17 protein-coding genes and 1 pseudogene are annotated in these 19,987 nt (G+C 42.3%); 13 read left to right on the forward strand and 5 right to left on the reverse strand.

The window, feature by feature from the left end:
* Nucleotide 1: 1 nt before the first annotated feature.
* The gene (locus tag EHS13_RS10500; protein WP_155700295.1) at nt 2–1,612 is read right to left on the reverse strand and encodes an alpha-amylase family protein; all 1,611 of its coding nucleotides are present in this window, start codon (nt 1,610–1,612) and stop codon (nt 2–4) included.
* 147 nt (nt 1,613–1,759) lie between these two features.
* Between EHS13_RS10500 and EHS13_RS10505 the strand changes: the two genes are divergently transcribed.
* On the forward strand, nt 1,760–2,653 hold the full coding sequence (locus EHS13_RS10505) for an AraC family transcriptional regulator (protein WP_162463056.1): 894 nt from the start codon (nt 1,760–1,762) through the stop codon (nt 2,651–2,653).
* 139 nt (nt 2,654–2,792) lie between these two features.
* On the forward strand, nt 2,793–3,707 hold the full coding sequence (locus tag EHS13_RS10510) for a Rossmann-fold NAD(P)-binding domain-containing protein (protein WP_155700297.1): 915 nt from the start codon (nt 2,793–2,795) through the stop codon (nt 3,705–3,707).
* 4 nt (nt 3,708–3,711) lie between these two features.
* Here the strand turns inward: EHS13_RS10510 and EHS13_RS10515 are convergent, their stop codons facing one another.
* Entirely contained in the window at nt 3,712–4,689 is a 978-nt protein-coding gene (locus tag EHS13_RS10515; RefSeq protein ID WP_155700298.1) for an aldo/keto reductase, read from the reverse strand.
* A gap of 83 nt (nt 4,690–4,772) precedes the next feature.
* Between EHS13_RS10515 and EHS13_RS10520 the strand changes: the two genes are divergently transcribed.
* From EHS13_RS10520 to EHS13_RS37170, 3 genes and pseudogenes are all read left to right on the forward strand, one after another.
* The gene (locus EHS13_RS10520; RefSeq protein WP_155700299.1) at nt 4,773–5,030 is read left to right on the forward strand and encodes a hypothetical protein; all 258 of its coding nucleotides are present in this window, start codon (nt 4,773–4,775) and stop codon (nt 5,028–5,030) included.
* Nucleotides 5,031–5,200: 170 nt separating this feature from the next.
* Nucleotides 5,201–6,076, forward strand: a pseudogene (locus EHS13_RS37165) (2-hydroxyacid dehydrogenase); the annotation flags it as partial.
* Nucleotides 6,077–6,091: 15 nt separating this feature from the next.
* Nucleotides 6,092–6,607 carry a GNAT family N-acetyltransferase gene (locus EHS13_RS37170; protein WP_264373596.1) on the forward strand — a complete coding sequence of 172 codons (516 nt, stop codon included), beginning with the start codon at nt 6,092–6,094 and terminating at the stop codon, nt 6,605–6,607.
* A 33-nt stretch (nt 6,608–6,640) separates the two neighbouring features.
* Here the strand turns inward: EHS13_RS37170 and EHS13_RS10530 are convergent, their stop codons facing one another.
* Both EHS13_RS10530 and EHS13_RS10535 read right to left on the reverse strand, forming a co-directional pair.
* Nucleotides 6,641–8,770 (reverse strand): glycoside hydrolase family 31 protein, encoded by a 2,130-nt coding sequence (locus EHS13_RS10530; RefSeq protein WP_155700301.1) that lies wholly within the window; start codon nt 8,768–8,770, stop codon nt 6,641–6,643.
* Nucleotides 8,771–8,884: 114 nt separating this feature from the next.
* Complete coding sequence (locus EHS13_RS10535) at nt 8,885–9,781, reverse strand: AraC family transcriptional regulator (protein WP_155700302.1); 897 nt, start codon at nt 9,779–9,781, stop codon at nt 8,885–8,887.
* Nucleotides 9,782–9,882: 101 nt separating this feature from the next.
* Here EHS13_RS10535 and EHS13_RS10540 point away from each other — a divergent pair, with 101 nt between their 5' ends.
* Nucleotides 9,883–10,650, forward strand: coding sequence for a hypothetical protein (locus tag EHS13_RS10540; RefSeq protein ID WP_155705296.1), 768 nt, complete (start codon nt 9,883–9,885; stop codon nt 10,648–10,650).
* A 235-nt stretch (nt 10,651–10,885) separates the two neighbouring features.
* On the opposite strand, the gene EHS13_RS10545 is transcribed toward EHS13_RS10540, so the two are convergent.
* Complete coding sequence (locus EHS13_RS10545) at nt 10,886–11,764, reverse strand: AraC family transcriptional regulator (protein WP_155700303.1); 879 nt, start codon at nt 11,762–11,764, stop codon at nt 10,886–10,888.
* A 133-nt stretch (nt 11,765–11,897) separates the two neighbouring features.
* Between EHS13_RS10545 and EHS13_RS10550 the strand changes: the two genes are divergently transcribed.
* From EHS13_RS10550 to EHS13_RS10580, 7 genes are read left to right on the forward strand one after another with little or no spacing between them, the layout of a single operon-like run.
* Nucleotides 11,898–12,752 carry an amidohydrolase family protein gene (locus EHS13_RS10550; RefSeq protein WP_155700304.1) on the forward strand — a complete coding sequence of 285 codons (855 nt, stop codon included), beginning with the start codon at nt 11,898–11,900 and terminating at the stop codon, nt 12,750–12,752.
* Entirely contained in the window at nt 12,749–13,678 is a 930-nt protein-coding gene (locus tag EHS13_RS10555) for an aldo/keto reductase (RefSeq protein WP_155700305.1), read from the forward strand. Before EHS13_RS10550 ends, EHS13_RS10555 begins: the two co-directional genes overlap by 4 nt.
* A 15-nt stretch (nt 13,679–13,693) precedes the next feature.
* On the forward strand, nt 13,694–14,707 hold the full coding sequence (locus EHS13_RS10560; protein ID WP_155700306.1) for a zinc-binding alcohol dehydrogenase family protein: 1,014 nt from the start codon (nt 13,694–13,696) through the stop codon (nt 14,705–14,707).
* Between the two features lie 27 nt (nt 14,708–14,734).
* A complete protein-coding gene (locus EHS13_RS10565; RefSeq protein WP_155700307.1) occupies nt 14,735–16,231 on the forward strand; it encodes a tagaturonate epimerase family protein in 1,497 nt (498 codons plus the stop codon).
* 23 nt (nt 16,232–16,254) lie between these two features.
* Nucleotides 16,255–17,523, forward strand: a complete 1,269-nt coding sequence (locus tag EHS13_RS10570; RefSeq protein ID WP_155700308.1) for a nickel pincer cofactor-dependent isomerase, group 22 — start codon at nt 16,255–16,257, stop codon at nt 17,521–17,523.
* Nucleotides 17,524–19,068 carry a gluconokinase gene (locus EHS13_RS10575; protein ID WP_155700309.1) on the forward strand — a complete coding sequence of 515 codons (1,545 nt, stop codon included), beginning with the start codon at nt 17,524–17,526 and terminating at the stop codon, nt 19,066–19,068. It begins immediately after the preceding gene.
* 6 nt (nt 19,069–19,074) lie between these two features.
* Nucleotides 19,075–19,842 carry an SDR family oxidoreductase gene (locus EHS13_RS10580; protein ID WP_155700310.1) on the forward strand — a complete coding sequence of 256 codons (768 nt, stop codon included), beginning with the start codon at nt 19,075–19,077 and terminating at the stop codon, nt 19,840–19,842.
* Nucleotides 19,843–19,987: the final 145 nt, after the last annotated feature.

The following is a 19,987-nucleotide window of genomic DNA, read 5'->3' on the forward strand; positions in this document are numbered from 1 at the left end:
TCTATCTCCACCAAGCGTTATCCATACCGTTCAGCAGCTCTGCCGATTCAAGGTTCCATTGAAAGCGGACCTCATTACCGTTCAGCAGCCAGCGGCTTGGGCAAGTATTCGTCAGCCAATCTAGCGGTTCTCCAGCAGGCAGTGGATTTGCCGCTAGATCGAATGCTTTACGCAGCGCATCTGTTTGCTCTGTAGTCACAACGGATGAAGAAGCAGATACGAACAAAGGGGTGCCGCTTCCAGCAAGCAGCTCGAGCCATTGGCGATTCAGCTCCCAAGGGATCTGGGCGGTAATGCCAATACAGTCGGCATCATGACTATAAAAAGTATCGTGCTGCGCCATTCGAAAAGCTAAAGTATTAACGCCCATATATCTTGTGCGCTCCCATGATTTACCGCTCGTATCATCTCCGGTACGTTGAATTTCGAACAAGCCCGCTGCTAGATGACTCACGGTATTACAGCCGATAGTTAGGCTGCTGCCTGCAGCTTTTGCGAGAACTCGATAGAGATCCAGCATAATTTCAGCAGTTGTTTTTGATTGATCATGGAACTTATGGGGGAGGATATTAGGATGAGATTTCATTTCAAAGCCCCACTGGCCGAGTAAATCATAGGTTGTGAAATCATGCTTCACTAGGTCAAATCCCCAAGCTACCATTCGTTCTACAGATTCAGCAATATAGTCAAGTGCGCCTGGGACGCTAGGATCGAGAATATTGCCGCCATTTGCGACCTTATAGCGAACCCATTCTTCCGGAACCTCTTCAGAAGTCATTAACGGACGGCACCAAATCCCTGGTTTAACACCTATTGCTTTCATTTCTTCAGCGAGCTTTTCCATTTCCGGAAAAAGGGAATTGCCTTCCCAGGGTCCACCATTACAAGCACCGCCACCGCTCGACAGCTGCCAGCCATCATCGATAACCATGTATGGGCGGTTTGTAGTTGAAGAGGCTAACGACGAAATAAACCGAGAATCCTCGAGAATCTCTTGATGTGAGCTGTTCCCATAGGCGTAATACCAGTTATTTCCCCCATATACAGGCTGCTTCGGAAGAACGGGACTATCACACATTTGTGTACAAAATTGTTTGGCTGCTTGGAAAGGTGAAACACCTTGATTACTTGTATAAGTTATAACGTCGGCAACAGCTAGTTGACGCCCTTTTAGTAATACGCCTTCGTTGCCACATTGGATATCAGCAGTAAAGGTAATCCCATCTGCATCCAACTGCCAATAACAGAACGCTTTGGCTCCTGTTTTAACGCCATATCCCTGGGTCATTTCACCATCATGAGTGAGAAAATACCAAGGCATCACCCGCTCAGCAACAATTCCACGCCATTCCAAATCACCATACGCGCGCTCCCAATGGTCTCCTAATATCGATATCGGACCTTCGATCTTATTCAACCAACGAAATTTAAGTGTTTTAAGCGGGATTTCATCTGCCTGTACGAAAATGGAAAGCTGTTCATTTACAGACTGCATGCTCACTTCTATCCCTGTTGTACTCCAAAGGCCATTATGGTTGTTACTTGCAGTTACCCAGCCTTCGTTGGTTTCTATAAGTACGGAATAAGGGGTATTGCTAATTATCTCATACATCTTAAATTCTCCTCCTATATACTATTGCAAGTCAGCGCTTCATCGCGAATAATAGAAGTATAAAGCGCAGAATAAGGCAATACAATGACAAAACAAGCCAATCTATATTTAAAAATTAACCAATTCGGACATTCTAGGAGTTCCGCTATGAAAGATGAAAACAACCGACTCGCCTATCAGTATTATCCGAATATTAAATCTGAAATCTATTTGTACGGAGCACATCGGGCGAAGGTGGAAAAGCCTTGGGTGACTCTTAGGCATTTGCATCATGTTATGTTCGAAATAAATTTGGTGCTCGAAGGCTGTCAAACAGCTACACTCGACAAAACTATTTACGAGCAGAAAGCTTGCGATCTCATCTTAATTCCACCTATGCGTCAGCATGAGTATAAGGTAGGGAGCTTGAAGCCATTGCAGTATTTTGTCATGCATGTTCAAGTAGATGATCCGACTTTTTTGCATTTAATGAATGAAGCTTGTGATGTGTTCTATCCGAATGGTGGCGAGTTAAATTTATTAATACTGCCAGATGTACAAGCCATTATGGAACTGCTGCAGATTAATGCAACTAAAATCTCCTTGCTTAGCAAATTATGTGAGCTAATGGATAAGCTGGAGCGCTACTTTTTAAAGCAACGGATTGAAAGAACTACAGTGGTAGAAACCTTGCCAATCCAGATAGCTAAAAAAATTGAAGCTTTAGTTGCGGTACAGTTGGGTGATGAAGAGATACCAGGAAATTGGTTTGAGGGTATTGCGGATACAATGGGGTTCAGCCTTAGACATTGTCATCGCGTATTCCAGAAAACCTATCATATGGCGCCACGGGATTATTTGGCTGCCATTCGCCAACAAGAAGCGATGCATCTCTTGCTTAATAGTGATGAATCCATCGAGTGGATATCGCGAAGAGTGGGCTATAGCAATGTTCAAAGCTTTATTCGCCAATTTTCTAAATGGACAAGTTTGACGCCAGGAGGCTTCCGCAAAAAGAAAGCAACAGAGACGATCTATCTAACCCCCTTTGAGCTGAGATGATTTAAATGCACTTTCTACGTTTTTATATGCGGGATGAGATAAGCATGAGATGGTGTGTCTCATTGACATTTAACTCAAATGTCTTTATTGTGTATTAATATACATTTAAATGTATTAATATACATACGAGGTGAACAAGTTGCAGCATCTTCTATCTTTAAAAGAATTAAATAAGCCTGATCTATTCGCTATTATTCAAAAGGCGATTGAAATTAAACTTAATTCAAGGTCTTATTATCAAGCCTGTGAGCGAAAAGGTTTACTGATGCTTTTTCAGAAAACCTCTACCAGAACTAATTTATCTTTTCAGTCAGGGATTAATCAAATGGGTGGGTATAGTGTGCCGCTGGATTGGGATTCCAGCAATTTCAGCATCTCGCCAATTCAATATGAAGCTCGATATGCTTCACGAAATTGTGATCTGATTATGGCAAGATTGAAAAAACATGCAGATTTACTGGAGTTAGCTAAATATTCGAGTGTTCCAGTAATCAACGGCTGTTGTGAGAAGTATCATCCATGCCAAGCATTGGCTGACTTAATGACGATTTATGAGGTATCAGGTACCTTCAAGGAAATAACCGTTACTTATGTAGGCATTCATAATAATGTTGCCAATTCATTAATAGCAGGCTGTATCACATTAGGAATCAACCTATTATTGGTAACCCCAATTATCAATCAGCCCTCTTGGGATGAAGAGCTTATGCAATCAGCTTACAAAAGCGGGCATATAGAGAGTGTCAAAAGCTTAGAGGCTGCTATCGCGAAGTCAGATTTTGTTTATACGGATACTTGGGTGGATATGGAGCACTTTACCAACAAGGAGTATGAAGAAGAAAGGATGAATAGAGTTCAAACTATGATGCCTTTTCAGATAAATCGGAAAAGCTTAGCGGGATATTCTCCCTACATCATGCATGATATGCCTATTCATCCTGGATATGAAATGGAGGAAGAGTTAATTGAATCTGAGAAATCGATCATCTACCAGCAGGCCGAGAATAGAATGCATGTTCAAAAAGCATTGATGCTATATCTGCTTGAGAGTTAGTATTTTAAGGTGTATTCTTGCTGCGCGAGCTTTCAAAAAGCGTATACCATTCCGTGCGAGTCATCATTTTGGATTGATGGACGGCATCTCGGCAAGCAAGTACACGATCTGCATTGGCCGTACCGATTACAGGCTGAATAAGTGCGGGGTGGCGCATTAACCAACCCAAGACAATGGATTCAGGAGTCGTATCTTTTTGTTGCGCCATACTCTGAACAAGCTCAGCTGTACGAATCTCACTCGGCGTAGCTTGCTCGGATGGTTTTCCGGAGAATCTCCCTTGGGCCAGGGGCCCCCATGCTTGAATTTGGATATTCTCTGTTTGGCAGTGCTCCATGATTCCATCGGCGAAATTAATATTTGCACCTTCTTTTTGGTTAACAAGAACGCCTTGTTCTACCCAATCCAGACGAGCGAGACTCATCTCAAGCTGATTCACGACTAACGGCTCGGGTAAAGCTTGCTGGATAAAGCGGATTTGTGCAGCACTCATATTAGAAACGCCAAAATGACGCACTTTACCGGAAGCTTTGATTGCTTGGAATGCCTCGGCTATTTCCTCGGGTTCCATTAAAGGATCTGGACGATGGAGCAGATACACGTCTAAGTATTCTATGCCCAAACGCTGCAGGCTCGCATCAATCGAGTTTAAGATATGCTCTTTAGAGAAATCAAAGCGCTGCGGGAGAACATCATCTTTCATACGAATTCCACATTTGGATTGTAAAATCATTTGTTTGCGCAGCTCAGGCTTATTCTTAAATATCTGACCGAACACTGCCTCAGCCTTGCCAAATGTATAAATATCAGCATGGTCAAACATCGTAATTCCAATTGAAAGAGCTGCATCTATAGCTTTCTCTGCTTGGAGATAATCTTCTTTCGTCAGCGCATTATGATTCCAGCCTCCACCAAGTCCCATGCATCCAAACGCTACACGGCTATTAGAAATCCCACGTTTTTCCAACGGCATTAATTTCATCGTTAAGTTAACCTCCTAAGTTCGTACTTGTTCCATTATAACCCTATCGATTAAGCGATTCACGACCGATTCCAGACGCCAAGATGTTTAGCTTAAAGGTAACAGTGCCTAAAGATATACAAGCTGATAAGCCTTTTAATGTTGAGGGTGTTATGGTTAATGATTCTGGTCGTTCTTGGGAGATTAGCCATGGTGCAGATATGTTCAATTATATTATTTATGATAAAAATGGAGAAGTTGTCCTCCAAGATTCAGAATTGCGGATGGTTAATGCCATAGGAATTATGAAGCTTTTAAAGGCAAATGAAGCTTATGTTTATGATGGTGAGGGTCATGTTTAACCTAAATTAAATGAATTTACTTTACATGCAGGAAACTATAAAATTGTATCAAAAGCAACCTTCAACATTAATCAAGCCGGTAAAGATACTGAAATCGTTATAACATCAACACCTGTAGAAATAAAACTAGCGCCTTAGTAAGATCATTTTAAGCAAAAGAGGAATCTAAAATGAAAGCCTTATGTGCAGTTGATACGACAATAAAATTTTCGGATGATGAAAGTGATAAGCTAGATCGTTATTTTGATATTGCTTTTGTTGATTTTTCTAAACCGATTGATACCGAAGTAGCTGAAGCCGAGCTGCTATTAATCCACTCTAAAATCCCGAATGAAGTGCTTAGAAAATTCGTGAATTGCAAATATGTTTTGGTTAGAGCTCATAATATCGATTACATCGATGCTAAACTCGCAGCTGAACTAGGAATTTCAGTTAAGGGAATTCCTCAGGTTGGTGCAAATGCGGTTGCGGAGCATACTTTCTCGCTGATTTTTGCCTTGGCTAAACAAATTATTCCTTCCGATCTCAATATTAAAGCCGGAAAATGGAGGGAGGGTTTAACACCAAATTATGAACTCTACGGCAAGAAATTAGGGATTATTGGATATGGTGTAATTGGACAAATGGTTGCGAGTATAGGTAAAGCCTTAGGTATGGAAATATTAATTTCTGCTAATGGCGATAGTAAAGAGACGGATAGAATACCGCTTGACGAACTTTTGCAACAAGCGGATATTGTGACCCTGCATGCTTCTACAAAAATAGGAAATGAGCAGCTAATTAACAAAGCACGAATCGCTCTGATGAAAGAGAGTGCTATATTTATTAATACAGCTAGAGGAAAACTGCTAGATTATGCAGCGTTAGAAGCAGCTTTACAGAGTGGGAAGCTTGGGGGAGCAGGACTGGATGTTTTTGCCGAAGAACCGATTCGCAATCTAAGTATTACTCAATTATCTAATGTAATTAGTACCCCTCACCTTGCTTTTTATACGGATCGCACGATTTCAATGATGAATGATCATCTTATTAATAATGCTATTCAATACTTTGAAAAAGACTTGGTATTAGTTAAACCGTCCATTGAATATCAGGAGGAGTATAATAAATTTTATCAAGAGTGGAAAAGCACGGGAGAGGATATGGTTCCTTGGGTGATTGAGCAGGATCCGTCGAATTTTGAAGAATATATTGATTTCTTATTTTCCCAAGACTCCGAAGATAAACTTCTCGTTAATGACTTCGTCCCACATTCTACTTATTGGTTAGCTGACTCTCAACATAGAATTCTAGGAGCAGTCAATATCCGGCATAGGCTAAATGAAAGGCTCTCTAATAGTGGCGGACATATTGGATATGGGATACGACCAACTACTAGACGAATGGGTTTTGCAAGCAAGCTTTTAGCATTAGCTTTAGATAAGACTCAAGAGTTAGGGATTTATCGAGTGCTTGTAGTTTGTGATAAAGGGAACATTGGCTCTGAGCGAACAATATTGAAGAATGGAGGCATATTTGATTCTGAGTTTATTGAAGAAAGTGGAAATATCGTTAAAAGATTCTGGATCAATTGCTAACCCCCTAGAGAATTCTCTAGAGGGTTAGGCTGGTTAATAAAAATTCCAAGTAAAGTCCTTATATGAGCTAGGTTTGTTATCCTCTGCCAATGATACATGGGTTGTTCTTCCTTGGCTTTCCTCCGACACACTTAGAATTCTCCATTGGTATTCTCCTTGTTCATAATTATAAGTTTCCCCGTCATCATCGAACAAAAGGAATTCTCCGGCAGCTTTGCCATAGTGGCGAATTTCGATGGAGACCTCTTCTCCTGCGGCAGGTGCGTTCAATCTGACTGGCATAAGCGGGACTATGCCTCCATTGCGTACGAAAACGGGGATTTTATCTAATCCTGCTTGTACCTTAATGGAACGACCACCTTCAAAACATTCGCCTGATTCAAAATCAAACCAATCACCAATAGGCAAAACGACTTTCCTTGAAGATTCTCCTGCAAAAAGTGGGGCGATAAGCAAGGAATCACCCATCATATATTGATCATCCATATCTGATGTTATTCTCTTACCATAGGCAGCTTCATGAGAATCAAATTCTGTAAGCGTTGAATTTTGCTGATCGAGATTCATTTCATGAGCTTGTCGACAGTTTAATTCTGTCCCCATTTCAAGCTCCATCGCCCGAAAAGGTGGGGTTCCATCAAAATGATAGCGAGCAAAGGCAGAATATAAATAAGGCATTAACTGCATACGCAGCTCTAAATATTTGCGGACTATTGGCTCAGTCTCTCCATAGTTCCAAGGCTTTACACCGCTAGCCCAAGCATTCAACATAGCTAATGGAGAGAAACAAACGGTCTGCAGTCTGCGAACGAAATCCTCATCCGTATCGGTTTCACGCAGTTCAGGTGTCCAGAGTAACCCGCTAAAGCTGGCGTTGCACAAGGCTCGGACAAATTGGCGATGATCGTATAAATCGGAATAAAGCACATAGGGAAATGAGGCTGCACCCGTGGAGGAAGCTCGCACTAATCCGTAGGTTCTTTGATTGCGCACATGGAACATTTCAGTCGTCATTTTTTGGAGAAGAAGTCCGTAAACCTGGCGCATTTGCTCACCATCAAGTCCAGATGGAAAAGTTGCATGAGCAGGAAACATCCAAGAGGCACCTGTTAGCTCGCTGCCATCACATTCATCGATTTTATAGCCAGAAATACCAATATCGAGATGATCTGCTTCATGCTGTTTGATTAATATACGTTGGGCTTCTTCAAGGCTATAATCTGGAGCAAGTCCACCCCAAACGGTATGCGAGCCTGCGAATGGCTTTAAGCTCTCGTAAATTCTTGCTATTGGTGCCACATAAGGATTCTCCCAAAGATTCAGTCTAAAACCCAAGTCTTTCATAGCAGAAACGAATTTCTGCGGATCAGGAAAACGTTGATCTGACCATTCATAGGAGGTTGGATAACTATTGCTGTGCCAGCCTGGTTCTAGCCCGAAGACATCACAGGGCAGCTCGCGTTTGCGAAACTCGATAGCTTCTTCAATAGCTTTGGCTTCGTCAAAGAATATGGAAACGCGATGCCAGAATCCAAGCCCCCATCTAGGCGGAAGCGCACCTCCACCACAGAATAAATTATAGCGACGTACCACGTTTAGCATATTCGGACCGGCAAATAGATAAATTTCAATGCCTTGCTCATGAGGGATAACAATCTCTAATTGGTCGGATGTTGGAGTTGCCTGCCAATCCGAATCTGTGGAGCGGTCTCGGATCTTCGGTTCCAGAGTACTGTCTTTGCGAACCGTTGAACCACAATACATCGTCACAATTCTACAAGTATTGATGAGTAAACCGTATCCTTCACTAGAGATGTAGAAAGGAACTGGAGCATGAGTCTCACCGGTATCCTGGCGTGGATCACTATTAACACGCAGTACTCTTGTATAACCACGGTGGTTCATCCGCATAAACTGCAGACCTAAGCCATAAATATTCTCAGATTCAGTAAGGGGAAGGGTTAAAAGGGTTTGTTTCTGATTAATGATCGAGTCAAGTTGATAGGCAGCGGCTGGAAATTCTTCATCTCCCATGCGGTTTAAGCCTTCTAATGAGGGCTTATTTTGAAGTAAGGAAAGCGGTGTTACCTCATTGGGGTTACCTAAAATAAGCTTCCAAATGCCAGGTGCAACATAAATCCATTGATTCTTATTCGAGTTCATACTAAACATTCATCTCCTCTTAATCCTGATAACAAGTTGTTTAAAGAGTAGCATGTTTGTCAGGGAGAAGTCTTTGGCGCTGATTCAATTTTTTACACAATTCTAGGATTATTATTAATTCGGACTATAACCGCGAATCCGTTTGCGAAATTGACTTGGCGATTCAAGATAATGATTGGAGAATTGTCTCGAGAAATAATGGATCGTCGCAAAGCCTAGCTTTTCTGCAATGGAGGTAACCGATTGGTCGGTTTCGCGGAGCTCTTTTTTGGCTTGGGCAAGCTTGCAGCTATTGTAGTAATATTGCGGGCTGACACCGGTTTCCTTATGAAATAACTCATACAGATAAGCTTGACTAATCGAGAGCTGCCTAGCCCATTCTGCAATGGAGATAGTTTCATGGATCTGCTCTTCCATCCAAAGAATTAGTTTACGAATCCTTGGATCCGAAGGAGCAAACGGGTGGGCCAAATAATGAATATAATCGCTAAGGAAGGCTTCAAACAAGGAGCGCAAACGAATCTCAGTATCTACGCCACGATAATCAAAATGATCAATCACCGCTAAAAAAGTCTCAATCCATTTGGTGTTAACTGGAATAATTATTTGGGTAGGCAGGATAATGTCTTCCTTGAATTGAATGGCAGACGCACAAAGCTGGGGCTGGTAAAGCTCGGTTTCATAGCAGTTTAATGCAAGATCACCTTTAAGCTTAGGTGTCGAATCCCATAAAAAATCGACATAAACCGAAGCATGTACCATCGGGTTGGCTACGTTGGCATGAAAGGTATGTTTAATACCGGGCTGAATGTAGAATAAGCTCCTAGCTGCTGCCTCGTAAGAAATTCCATCTATCGTAATTGTACCAAGACCACTTTTTATATAGATAAAAGAATGTACATAGGAAATACGCGGACCATTAGTATCGCCTGAACGGAACAAACAGTAATCGGCACCAAGTACATGAGTGCGTATTTCACTAAACGGTATTTGGACAATTGGCGGTTTCATGCTGCACCTCGTTTCATGACTGATCTCATTATATAGCAACTTCTGAATTATATGTACGTCTATTTATATATGAAAATGAAAGAAGGGTGTAATTGCAAAAGATGGATTTTAGAAGGAAATTAATCCTAATCATAATTGGTTTATTGATTGTCAGTTGGATTGCCTACATAAACGATAACCCTACCTATCCACAGCAATATCAATATCACAAGCTGCAAGCATCTAATGAAGTGATTTTGCATGTTTTAGAAACAAATCCGGAGAATGTACGTCTTCAAGCGATTAGCACAAACGTAACTAAGACCACTTATTATGGAATCAATGGCGGTTTCTTCTGGGAGGGCACACTCCTAAGTATTGCGGTAATTAATAATAAGCCAGTTCAAGGAGTAACGGGTCAATATGGTTCCGGTTGGTATAATACGGGGACTGACAATAAGTTTAAAAGAGGCACTTTGGTCTGGGACGGTTATTTGAAGCGTTTCTCCGTTCAACTGGCTGGTAAGGCTAGTGAGCTATTCGTTGCGGACATTGATAATTACTGGGCACAAGGTGGAGTAAGCATGTCCTTAGTCGAAGATTTCAATTGGCAGAATGAAATAATCCTTGAGAAAATGCCTTCCTATGACGAATTACATATGCGCTCAGCGCTTGTTTATGATGCATATCAACAATTGTATATGATTGTGACTCCAACACCATGTACGATTGAAGAGTTTAGAAATGCTATTATTGAAAAGCTAGGAAACCGGAGATTAGTAGATGGGATATTCTTAGACGGTGATGGTTCTTCGCAGCTCAAAAGTAGGCAAGCTAAACTATCGGGTGATCATCGGCAGGTTTATCAGATGCTGCGGTTGGTTGAATAATTAAACGGAATCGAAATATTATTGAATATTTATTCATGGAAATGCATATCAAAATCAGAGCTAATGATTATGGTTTCCAAGCTTCCTTTAGACCTGTATCCCCATGGCTCAGCGAACAGATAACTAGGGAAAAGACTACTTTTCAAGGTTTTTTCGGCTTAAATCTCAAACTGAGTGAAAGGGATACAGGTCATAAGGATTGAGAAAGTCATAATTAGAATGCGAGCAATTTATATCATGAATTAGGACTCATTATAGAAGCCTTCTTATAAGCCGCTGGAGTCAAACTAGTAATTCGTTTAAACATGCGATGGAAATGAGGTAGGCTTTCGAAGCCGCAGCTTTCAGCGATAAGGCTGATGTTGCTGTCGGTTTCAAGTAAAAGCTCCTTGGCGCGAATAATTCTCTTAGTGGTGATATATTCCGTTATGTTCATGCCAGTTAGCTTCTTAAAAACACGGCTAAAATGAGCAGGCGAGATGGAAGCTTTCAAGGAAAGTGCGGCTAAACCAACATCCTGCTCTAAATGCTCATCTATATGGAATAATATTTTTTTCATCCAAAGGGGTTCGGTTGTTGAATCTGTTTGAATATGCGGGCTGTCTGTATCCGAACCACGACTTAGCTGAAGCAGCATGTGCTGGAGATCGAGGATAATCGAATGCCGATAGCCTGTTTTTTTGTGTTCAAGCTCATGCTGGATATGATCCAAACAAGACTCTATTATAAGCTGCATCGAGAGCTGTAGAGGGATCTGGTAATTTCTATGTATCTTACTTTGTTCATAACAATTCAAATATGAAAAGGAATCACCAAGTGATACTTGCTGGACTAATAAGGGGCTGAAGAAAATAGCGGTGGAGGTAACCGGATTATCTTTATCTGGAAAGGCACGATGGATTGTATCGCCGGGAATAATAAAAACGTCGCCTTTGCGCATCTCATAAAAGGTTTGATTAATAAAAAATGTCCCTTTTCCCTCATATACATAAACCAGCTCATACCAATCGTGCAGATGATCGGGAAGCTCGCTTTGCGGATTTTTGGTGTCTCGATAATTATAGGCAAAAGGAAAGGCTTGACCAGATGCGAACTTTTTGCGAATAGGATCCATAGGGAGCTCCTTAGTAACAATAATAATCTGATAATAGCAAAAAAGAGTACAAATATGCAAGGATTAGCTATTTTATCTTTACCTATTGCTGTTAGAATAGAGAGAAGTAAACTTATGCAAGGAGTGACTGAGGATGAGTTCAATCCGGATTGATGCCCATCAGCACTATTGGAGCCTGGCAAGAAATGATTATGGTTGGATCACACCAGAGCTGCCAGTATTGTATCGAGATTTTCTACCAGAGGACTTAGCACCACATTTGCAGAAGCATAACTTACAAGGAAGCATTGTTGTCCAAGCTGCAGCCACTTTGGCAGAAACAGAGTATCTATTAGGGCTGAGCGACACCACAGATGAAATTCTAGGTGTTGTTGGCTGGCTAGATCTCGAGGATCCTAATTATCGTGAGCATTTCACTGCTTTCAATAAGCATCCGAAGTTTGTTGGCTTTCGTGTGATGATTCAAGGTCAACCAGATGCCAACTATATACTCGAACCAAGCTTTATTGAAGCAATGCGTTTTTTTGCAGAAAAACAGGTTCCCGTTGATTTATTATTGAGCTCTCATCAGTTGGATGCAGTTGTTAAACTATTAGCTGAAGTACCTGGATTACGGGCGGTTATTGATCATATTGCTAAACCGCAAATTGCCGCTGGAATTATTGAGCCATGGAAAAGCCAAATGGCAGCTATTGCCCAATTCCCAGGGATCTATTGCAAAATATCTGCGATGGCAACAGAAGCGGATCATAATAATTGGCAGTTTAGTGATTTCACGGCTTATATTCACCATGTTATTGATGTTTTTGGCAAAGAACGGATTATGTTTGGCAGTGATTGGCCAGTTTGTTTGATCGCCGCAAGCTATGATGATGTTATAAATATATTATTGAAATCGCTTCCCGAATCGTGGTCGGAGACGGATAATGCTAAGTTATTCGGTGAAAATGCCGTAAATTTCTATCAATTTAAGGGGGGAAATAAATGAAATATCGCAAGCTTGGCAGAACAGGATTGGATGTCTCAATATTAAGCTTCGGTGCGTCTTCACTAGGTTCTGTTTTTCGTGACATTCAAGAGGATGAAGGCATTCGTACGGTGCATACGGCTGTAGATATGGGAATTAATCTAATTGATGTATCGCCTTATTATGGGTTGACCAAGGCTGAAACTGTCTTAGGCAAAGCGCTTAAAGAAATCCCGCGAGATAAGTTTATTTTGTCTACAAAGGCTGGACGGTATGGAAATGATAATTTTGATTTCTCTGCGAAAAAAATCACCAGCAGCTTGGAAGAAAGCTTGGCTCGCTTGAATACGGATTATGTGGATATTTTGCTGCTGCATGATATTGAGTTTGGTTCGTTTAAGCAAGTGATTGAAGAGGGTATTCCAGCTTTACATAAATTGAAGGAGCAGGGCAAGATTCGTTATTTTGGTGTATCTGGCCTACCGATTAAGGTGTTTGAGAAAACGTTGTCTGTAACAGATGTGGATGTTATTTTATCCTATTGCCATTATTCTTTGAATGATACGGCCTTGCTAGATCTGCTTCCTTTATTAGAAGCAAAACAGGTAGGGTTAATGAATGCATCACCCTTATCCATGGGACTGCTAAATGGAAGGGACATTGCCGCTTGGCATCCCGCTTCAGAAGAAATTAAGCAAGTCTGTCTAAAAGCAGCAGCTCATTGCGCTGGCAAAGGTGCGGATCTAGCAAAATTAGCCGTGCAATATTCGGTGCAGAATGAGAAAATCCCGACAACTCTGGTCAGCACAGCAAGTACGCTTAACATTAAGAAAAATATAGAGTGGACCGATGAGCCCATAGATGAGGGATTGCTTCAGGAGGTCTTAGAAATTCTAAAGCCCGTGCATAACTTAACCTGGCCTAGCGGCCATCCCGAATATCAATAGGAAAGGAAGTTAACGATGAAAACGATCGTATGTGTTAAACCAGATGAATTTTTACTGACTGAAACGGAGATTCCTGTTGCCGAAGCTGGTGAGGTATTGGTTAGCATCAAGCGGATTGGCATTTGTGGTACTGATCTTCATGCCTATAAAGGCAACCAGCCTTTCTTTTCTTATCCCCGCATTCTGGGGCATGAGTTGTCTGGAATTGTCGTAGCAATTGGCAGCGATGTAAGTGATTATAAAGCTGGTGATCAAGTAACGGTGATGCCGTATTTGGAATGTGGTACTTGTATTGCTTGCCGAAATGGCAAAACAAACTGCTGCACAAACATGAGAGTATTAGGTGTGCATATAGACGGTGGGATGCGTGAATTCGTGGCAATTCCAGCCGACCACCTGCTGCATACAGATGGATTGACGCTTGATCAATCAGCAATCATAGAGCCTTTGAGTATTGGAGCCCATGCTGTAAGAAGATCGGAGCTTAAACAGGGTGAATTCGCGCTGGTTATTGGCGGAGGACCTATTGGCTTAGGTGTAATGGCGCTTGCTAAACATCGCGGAGCCAAGGTGATAGCAATGGATATTAACGAGGAGCGTCTGACGCTTGCCAAAAGCTGGGCGGGAGTAGATTATACCGTAAATGCGTTAAACAATCCGAAGGATACTTTGGCTGAAATCACAGGTGGAGAATACCCAACTATTGTTTTTGATGCAACAGGTAATGCTCGCTCGATGGCAGATTCTTTTCAATATGTTGCTCATGGCGGAAAGCTAATTTTTGTTGGTTTAGTGAAGACAGATATTACGTTCTCAGATCCTGAATTTCACAAACGAGAATTGACCTTGATGGGCAGCCGTAACGCGACTCGTGAAGATTTTGATACAGTCATGCAAGCTGTAAAAAGCGGCTCGATTGATGCCGAGAGTTATATTACCCACCGCGTGGGCTTTGAACAGTTAATTGGCCAATTTGAATCTTATCTTAACCCGGAAAACAAAGTACTCAAAGCGATGGTTGAGCTGTAACAGCAAATTATGCAGGAGGAATAAACAATGGTAGATTACACAGGTTTAGCTGAGGCAATGAAAGCAGGAAATATTAGTACACTATCAAATGGTGACGTAAAAATATATAAAAGCTCTTTTTCAGTAAATGAAAAAACACAATTGGTGATGATTAAAGAGGCGAATATAAAATATCTTATTGCAACAGGCGAAGGTGCTTTATATGATGCATTAGAAGGATCAATTGAGGGCAATGTGAAAAAATGCCCAACATCACATGCGAATCGCCTTGTGCTTAATCAATATTTTGACTATACAGTACCACGTGCTTTTGGAACGGAGATTGCAACGATTGGACTTGGGGATCGGCTGGGGATTGCTTCACCTGGTCATATTCAAACCGTTCGTGGGCATGACATCCGGCCGATTCTGGCACAGCAAAGTATCCGTGAATTAGCTTTAACAGGGCGCGATTATAAACAGGTTATCGATGCATCGGCATTTGCTGTTTTTCAAGAGGGCTATAAAGATGGGTATGGCGCGGATGGTGATCATCTCAAGGTAGAGGCTGATATTCGCATGGCGCTGGATTTGGGCTTTACGATGCTTACGCTTGATTGCTCCGAGAAAATTGATACGACCATTGAAGTCGCAACAGATGCGGTTTTAGCAGAGAAATATGTGCTGTTGCCTGAAGCGGTTCGTACGCATTACGAAAACCGTTATTTGGACCAATCTTTTCAAGCAGCCGGTACTACTATTTCTTTTGACCGTCCGACATTAATTAAAAATGTGTTGATCTATAGCCAAGCAATTGATTATATGAAGCATATTTATCGCAGCTATATTGAGCATGCCTCGCGTGAGATTGACTTTGAAATCTCGATTGATGAAACGTCGACTCCAACCGCTCCAGAATCTCATTTTTTCGTGGCGCATGAGCTTTATGAGGATGGAATCAAAATTTATAGTATGGCACCGCGCTTTTGTGGGGAGTTTCAAAAAGGGATTGATTATATCGGAGATATTGCCCAATTCGAAAGCGAACTCGCGATTCATGCTGGCTTAGCAGATGATTTTGGCTACAAATTAAGCATTCATTCCGGAAGTGATAAGTTTAGTGTCTTTTCGTTAATTGGCAAGTATACTAAAGGTAGGTTCCATATTAAGACTGCTGGCACCAACTGGCTGGAAGCCGTTCGTACGGTAGCCAAAGTAAATCCAAGCTTATATCGAAGTATGCATAGCTACGCTTTGGCACATTTTGAAGAGGCGAAAGCTTATTATCACGTGACAACAGATATTAGCAAAATCGTGCCGTTAGCAAGTGTAGCGGATAGTGATTTGGCAGATACTTACATGAATGAAGACAATGCGCGTCAGCTGATTCATATTACTTATGGGATTCTTTTGCAGGCTAAGGACGAGCAAGGAAAGTTCTTATTCCGTGACGTATTCTATCTAACTTTAAGTGAACAGGAAGAGGCTTTTGAACAATCACTTGTCTCCCATATCGGTAAACATTTAGCCTTGCTTGGCAAATAACCCGTTAAAAGAAGGAAAATATTATGAATATTCTACATCAACTAGTTAAAGATATTCCCATCCCAGCTATGATTAAAATCCGCCAGAAATTCGACGCAACTAAGCTAGAGAATCCAATCGAAGTATTGCGGCAAGAGCTGCAAAAGCCGGGGGCTGTGGATCGTATTCTTCATGGACAATCGGTAGCGGTCGCAGTAGGTAGTCGAGGGATAGCGCATATCGCGGAAATTACTAAAGCGACAATTGATGCGATTCGCGATGCGGGTGCACATCCCTTTATTGTTCCTTGCATGGGAAGCCATGGGGGAGCAACTGCTGAAGGGCAAACCGAGGTTTTGAGCCATTTTGGCATCACAGAAGATCTGATGGGAGTCCCGATTCGCTCCTCTATGGAAGTGATCGAGCTTGCGAAGCTGCCGAATGGTTTGCCGATTTATGTTGATCGGATTGCGTCTGAAGCGGATGCTATTGTGGTAATTAATCGCGTGAAGCCACATACAGCTTTTCGAGGTGCAGTAGAAAGTGGCATTCTCAAGATGATCGCCATTGGCTTAGGCAAGCAAAAAGGTGCGGAGGCTTGTCATCAGCTTGGGTTTAAATATATGGCGGAGAATGTCCCAGCTATGGCGAAGGTGATGATTGAGCTTTTGCCGATTGTTTTTGGAGTAGCTTTGGTGGAAAACGCCTATGATGAAACCTGTCGTGTTGAAGTGCTGCCTATTGAAATTGTCGAATCCAGAGAGCCAGAGCTGTTAGAAGAAGCCAAAGCCCGCTTGCCCAAAATATTATTTTCTCAATTAGATGTGCTTGTCATTGATTATATTGGTAAAAACATTAGTGGAGATGGCATGGATCCGAATGTGACAGGCAGGTATCCAACTCCTTATGCAGCGGGCGGTCCCGATGTTTCTAAGATGGTCGTATTGGATTTGACGCATGAAACTAAAGGCAATGCAAATGGGGTAGGGACAGCTGATTTTACAACAAGAAGGCTAGTGGATAAAATGGATCTGGATGCGACTTATGCCAATGGACTAACTTCAACTGTTTGTGCACCAACCAAAATCGCTACTACGCTTGCCAATCAAGAGGATACGATTAAAGCAGCGATCAAAACCTGCAATGTTCTGGACTATACGACCTGTCGGTTGGTGAGAATTCAAGATACTTTGCATTTGGGCGAGATTGAAATTTCGACTACTTTGCTTGAGGAAGCAAGGCAACAGGCGGATATTGAAATATTATCGGACTCCTATATGTGGTCATTTAATGAAGAAGGGGACTTATTCTAGATGCAGGCTGTTGAGAAGAAGTATGTTGTTGCCGTTGATATCGGGACAACCAGCACTAAAACCTTGCTTGTAGAGCGTTCAGGCTCTATACGTGCGGAGCATTCAATTGGATATGGGATTATATCGGAGCTTCCAGGAAGAGCCGAACAGAATCCTGCTGAAATATATGAAGCTGTGATTGCGGGAATTCGCGAAGTCATTGCTTCTTCTCGCGTTCAAGCGAACGAAATTCTATGTGTATCCTTCAGTTCAGCGATGCATAGCTTGATTGCTATAGATGCGCAGTTTAATCCATTGACTCAAAGTATTATTTGGGCGGATAGCCGGGCTGTTTTGCAAGCGGATCGTTTGAAAAAAAGCACTGAAGGTCACGAGGTATATTTGCGAACAGGCACTCCATTGCATCCCATGTCTCCGTTAACTAAGCTGATGTGGTTAAAAGAAAATGAATTTGTTATTTTTGCTAAGACGGCTTGGTTTGTTGGGATTAAGGATTACATTCTGGCTAAGCTTTTTGGTCGAGTTGTGATGGATTATTCGATTGCTAGCGGCACCGGATTATTCAATTTGGCTGCATTAGCTTGGGATGCGGAAGCAATGCGAATTGCTGGTGTTTCCGCTGATCGGCTGCCTGAGCCTGTACCTACAACCTATCGGTTGCTGGGCTTAGATGCTTCTGAAGCGAAACGAATGGGAATTGAGCTGGATACTCCGTTTGTTGTCGGAGCTGCTGACGGAGTGTTGGCGAATCTAGGTGTTGGCGCATATGAGCCAGGAATTTTTTCAGTTTCTGTTGGGACAAGCGGGGCTGTGCGGACGGTTGTTTCAAAACCAATTGCTGATCCCAAAGGCCGTCTTTTCTGTTATGCATTAACGGAAAATGCATGGGTAGTTGGCGGAGCGATTAATAATGGCGGAATCTTGTTTCGTTGGGTGCGGGATGTGCTAGCGACTGAAGAAGCAGCAGAAGCCAGACGTCAAGGCTTGGATCCTTATGATTATTTAGCAGCTTTAGCGGAAAAAGTCCCTGCTGGTTCAGAGGGGTTATTGATGCTGCCGATGTTAACTGGTGAACGAGCTCCTCATTGGAATGCTAATGCGCGTGGTGTGTTTTTTGGATTATCGCTAACGCACGGGAAAGCGCATATGATTCGTTCTGTGCTTGAGGGAGTTGTTTATGGACTCTATTCCGTCGCTGCTGCGCTTACAGAGGTTGTTGGACCAGGTAAAGAAATTCGTGCTTCAGGTGGATTTGCAAGATCGATATTCTGGCGACAGATTATGACTGATGTGTGGGGAATGCCCTTGGTTGTTCCAGATGTAATCGAAAGCTCTGGCTTAGGAGCAGCTTACTTGGGTTTAATTGCGATGGGTGAGGTAAGTGACTTTAGCGGTGTTCAAGCATGGATTCAAACAGGCACTGCCCATACGGTTGATATAGGTAACAACAAAGTGTATGGTCAGCTATTCCCGTTGTATGAGCAGGTTTATGACCGATTGAAGGATTCTTTTGATGATATTGCACGATTTCAGAATGGGGAGTGAAGTATAATGAATTTGTTTGATTTGACGGGGAAAACCGCTGTGATTATCGGAGGAAATAGCACGCTTGGAGGCACAATGGCTGAAGCCATTGCAGCACAAGGGGCTCAGGTCGCTATTGTAGGACGCAATATGGATAAATGTGAGGAAGTCTGCGCGAGAATAAGTGAGTTGGGTGGGCAAGCTAAATCTTTTTATGCCGATGCCACGAAAAAAGCCGATTTGCAGGCGGTACTCACAGAAGTCCTTGCATGGACTGGGCAAGTAGACATTCTAATGAACTGCCCGGGGATGAATAGTGCGACGCCTTTCTTTGATATAGAAATGGAAGAATGGGATTCTATCATGGATGTGAATTTAAAAGGTGTGGTGCTTGCCTGTCAGATTTTTGCGAAGCAAATGATTGATCAGGGTCAAGGCGGCAGCATTATTAATATTTCTTCGGTTTCCTCTGGTCCACCTCTATCACGTGTATTCACTTATTCGGCCTCCAAAGCAGCTGTTAATAATGTAACCCAATTTCTAGCACGCGAATTTGCGCCCCATCGGATTCGGGTCAATGCCATTATCCCTGGCTTTTTCCCAGCTGAGCAAAACCGCAAAATTCTCTCGCCAGAACGCATACAGTCTATTATCGGGCATACGCCAATGGGACGATTCGGTGAAGCTAAAGAGCTGCAAGGCGCAGCGGTATTCCTTGCCTCTGAGCAAGCGAGCAGCTTTGTCACAGGTACATTTCTCCGCATAGATGGCGGATTTGGTGCAATGACAATTTAGTATGCAATTTGTATTTGAAGGATTTACAATCGGGCTGTAACGCTAAGAAATGAAGCTAATAAAAAAGCCCCAATAATGCTCATTGGTTAAGACACTAGGTGTCCACCAAAGAGAACTATTGGGGCTTAATCTGTTACTTGAAAGT

Source organism: Paenibacillus psychroresistens (assembly GCF_009728935.1).
GTDB classification, from domain to species: Bacteria; Bacillota; Bacilli; order Paenibacillales; family NBRC-103111; genus Paenibacillus_AC; species Paenibacillus_AC psychroresistens.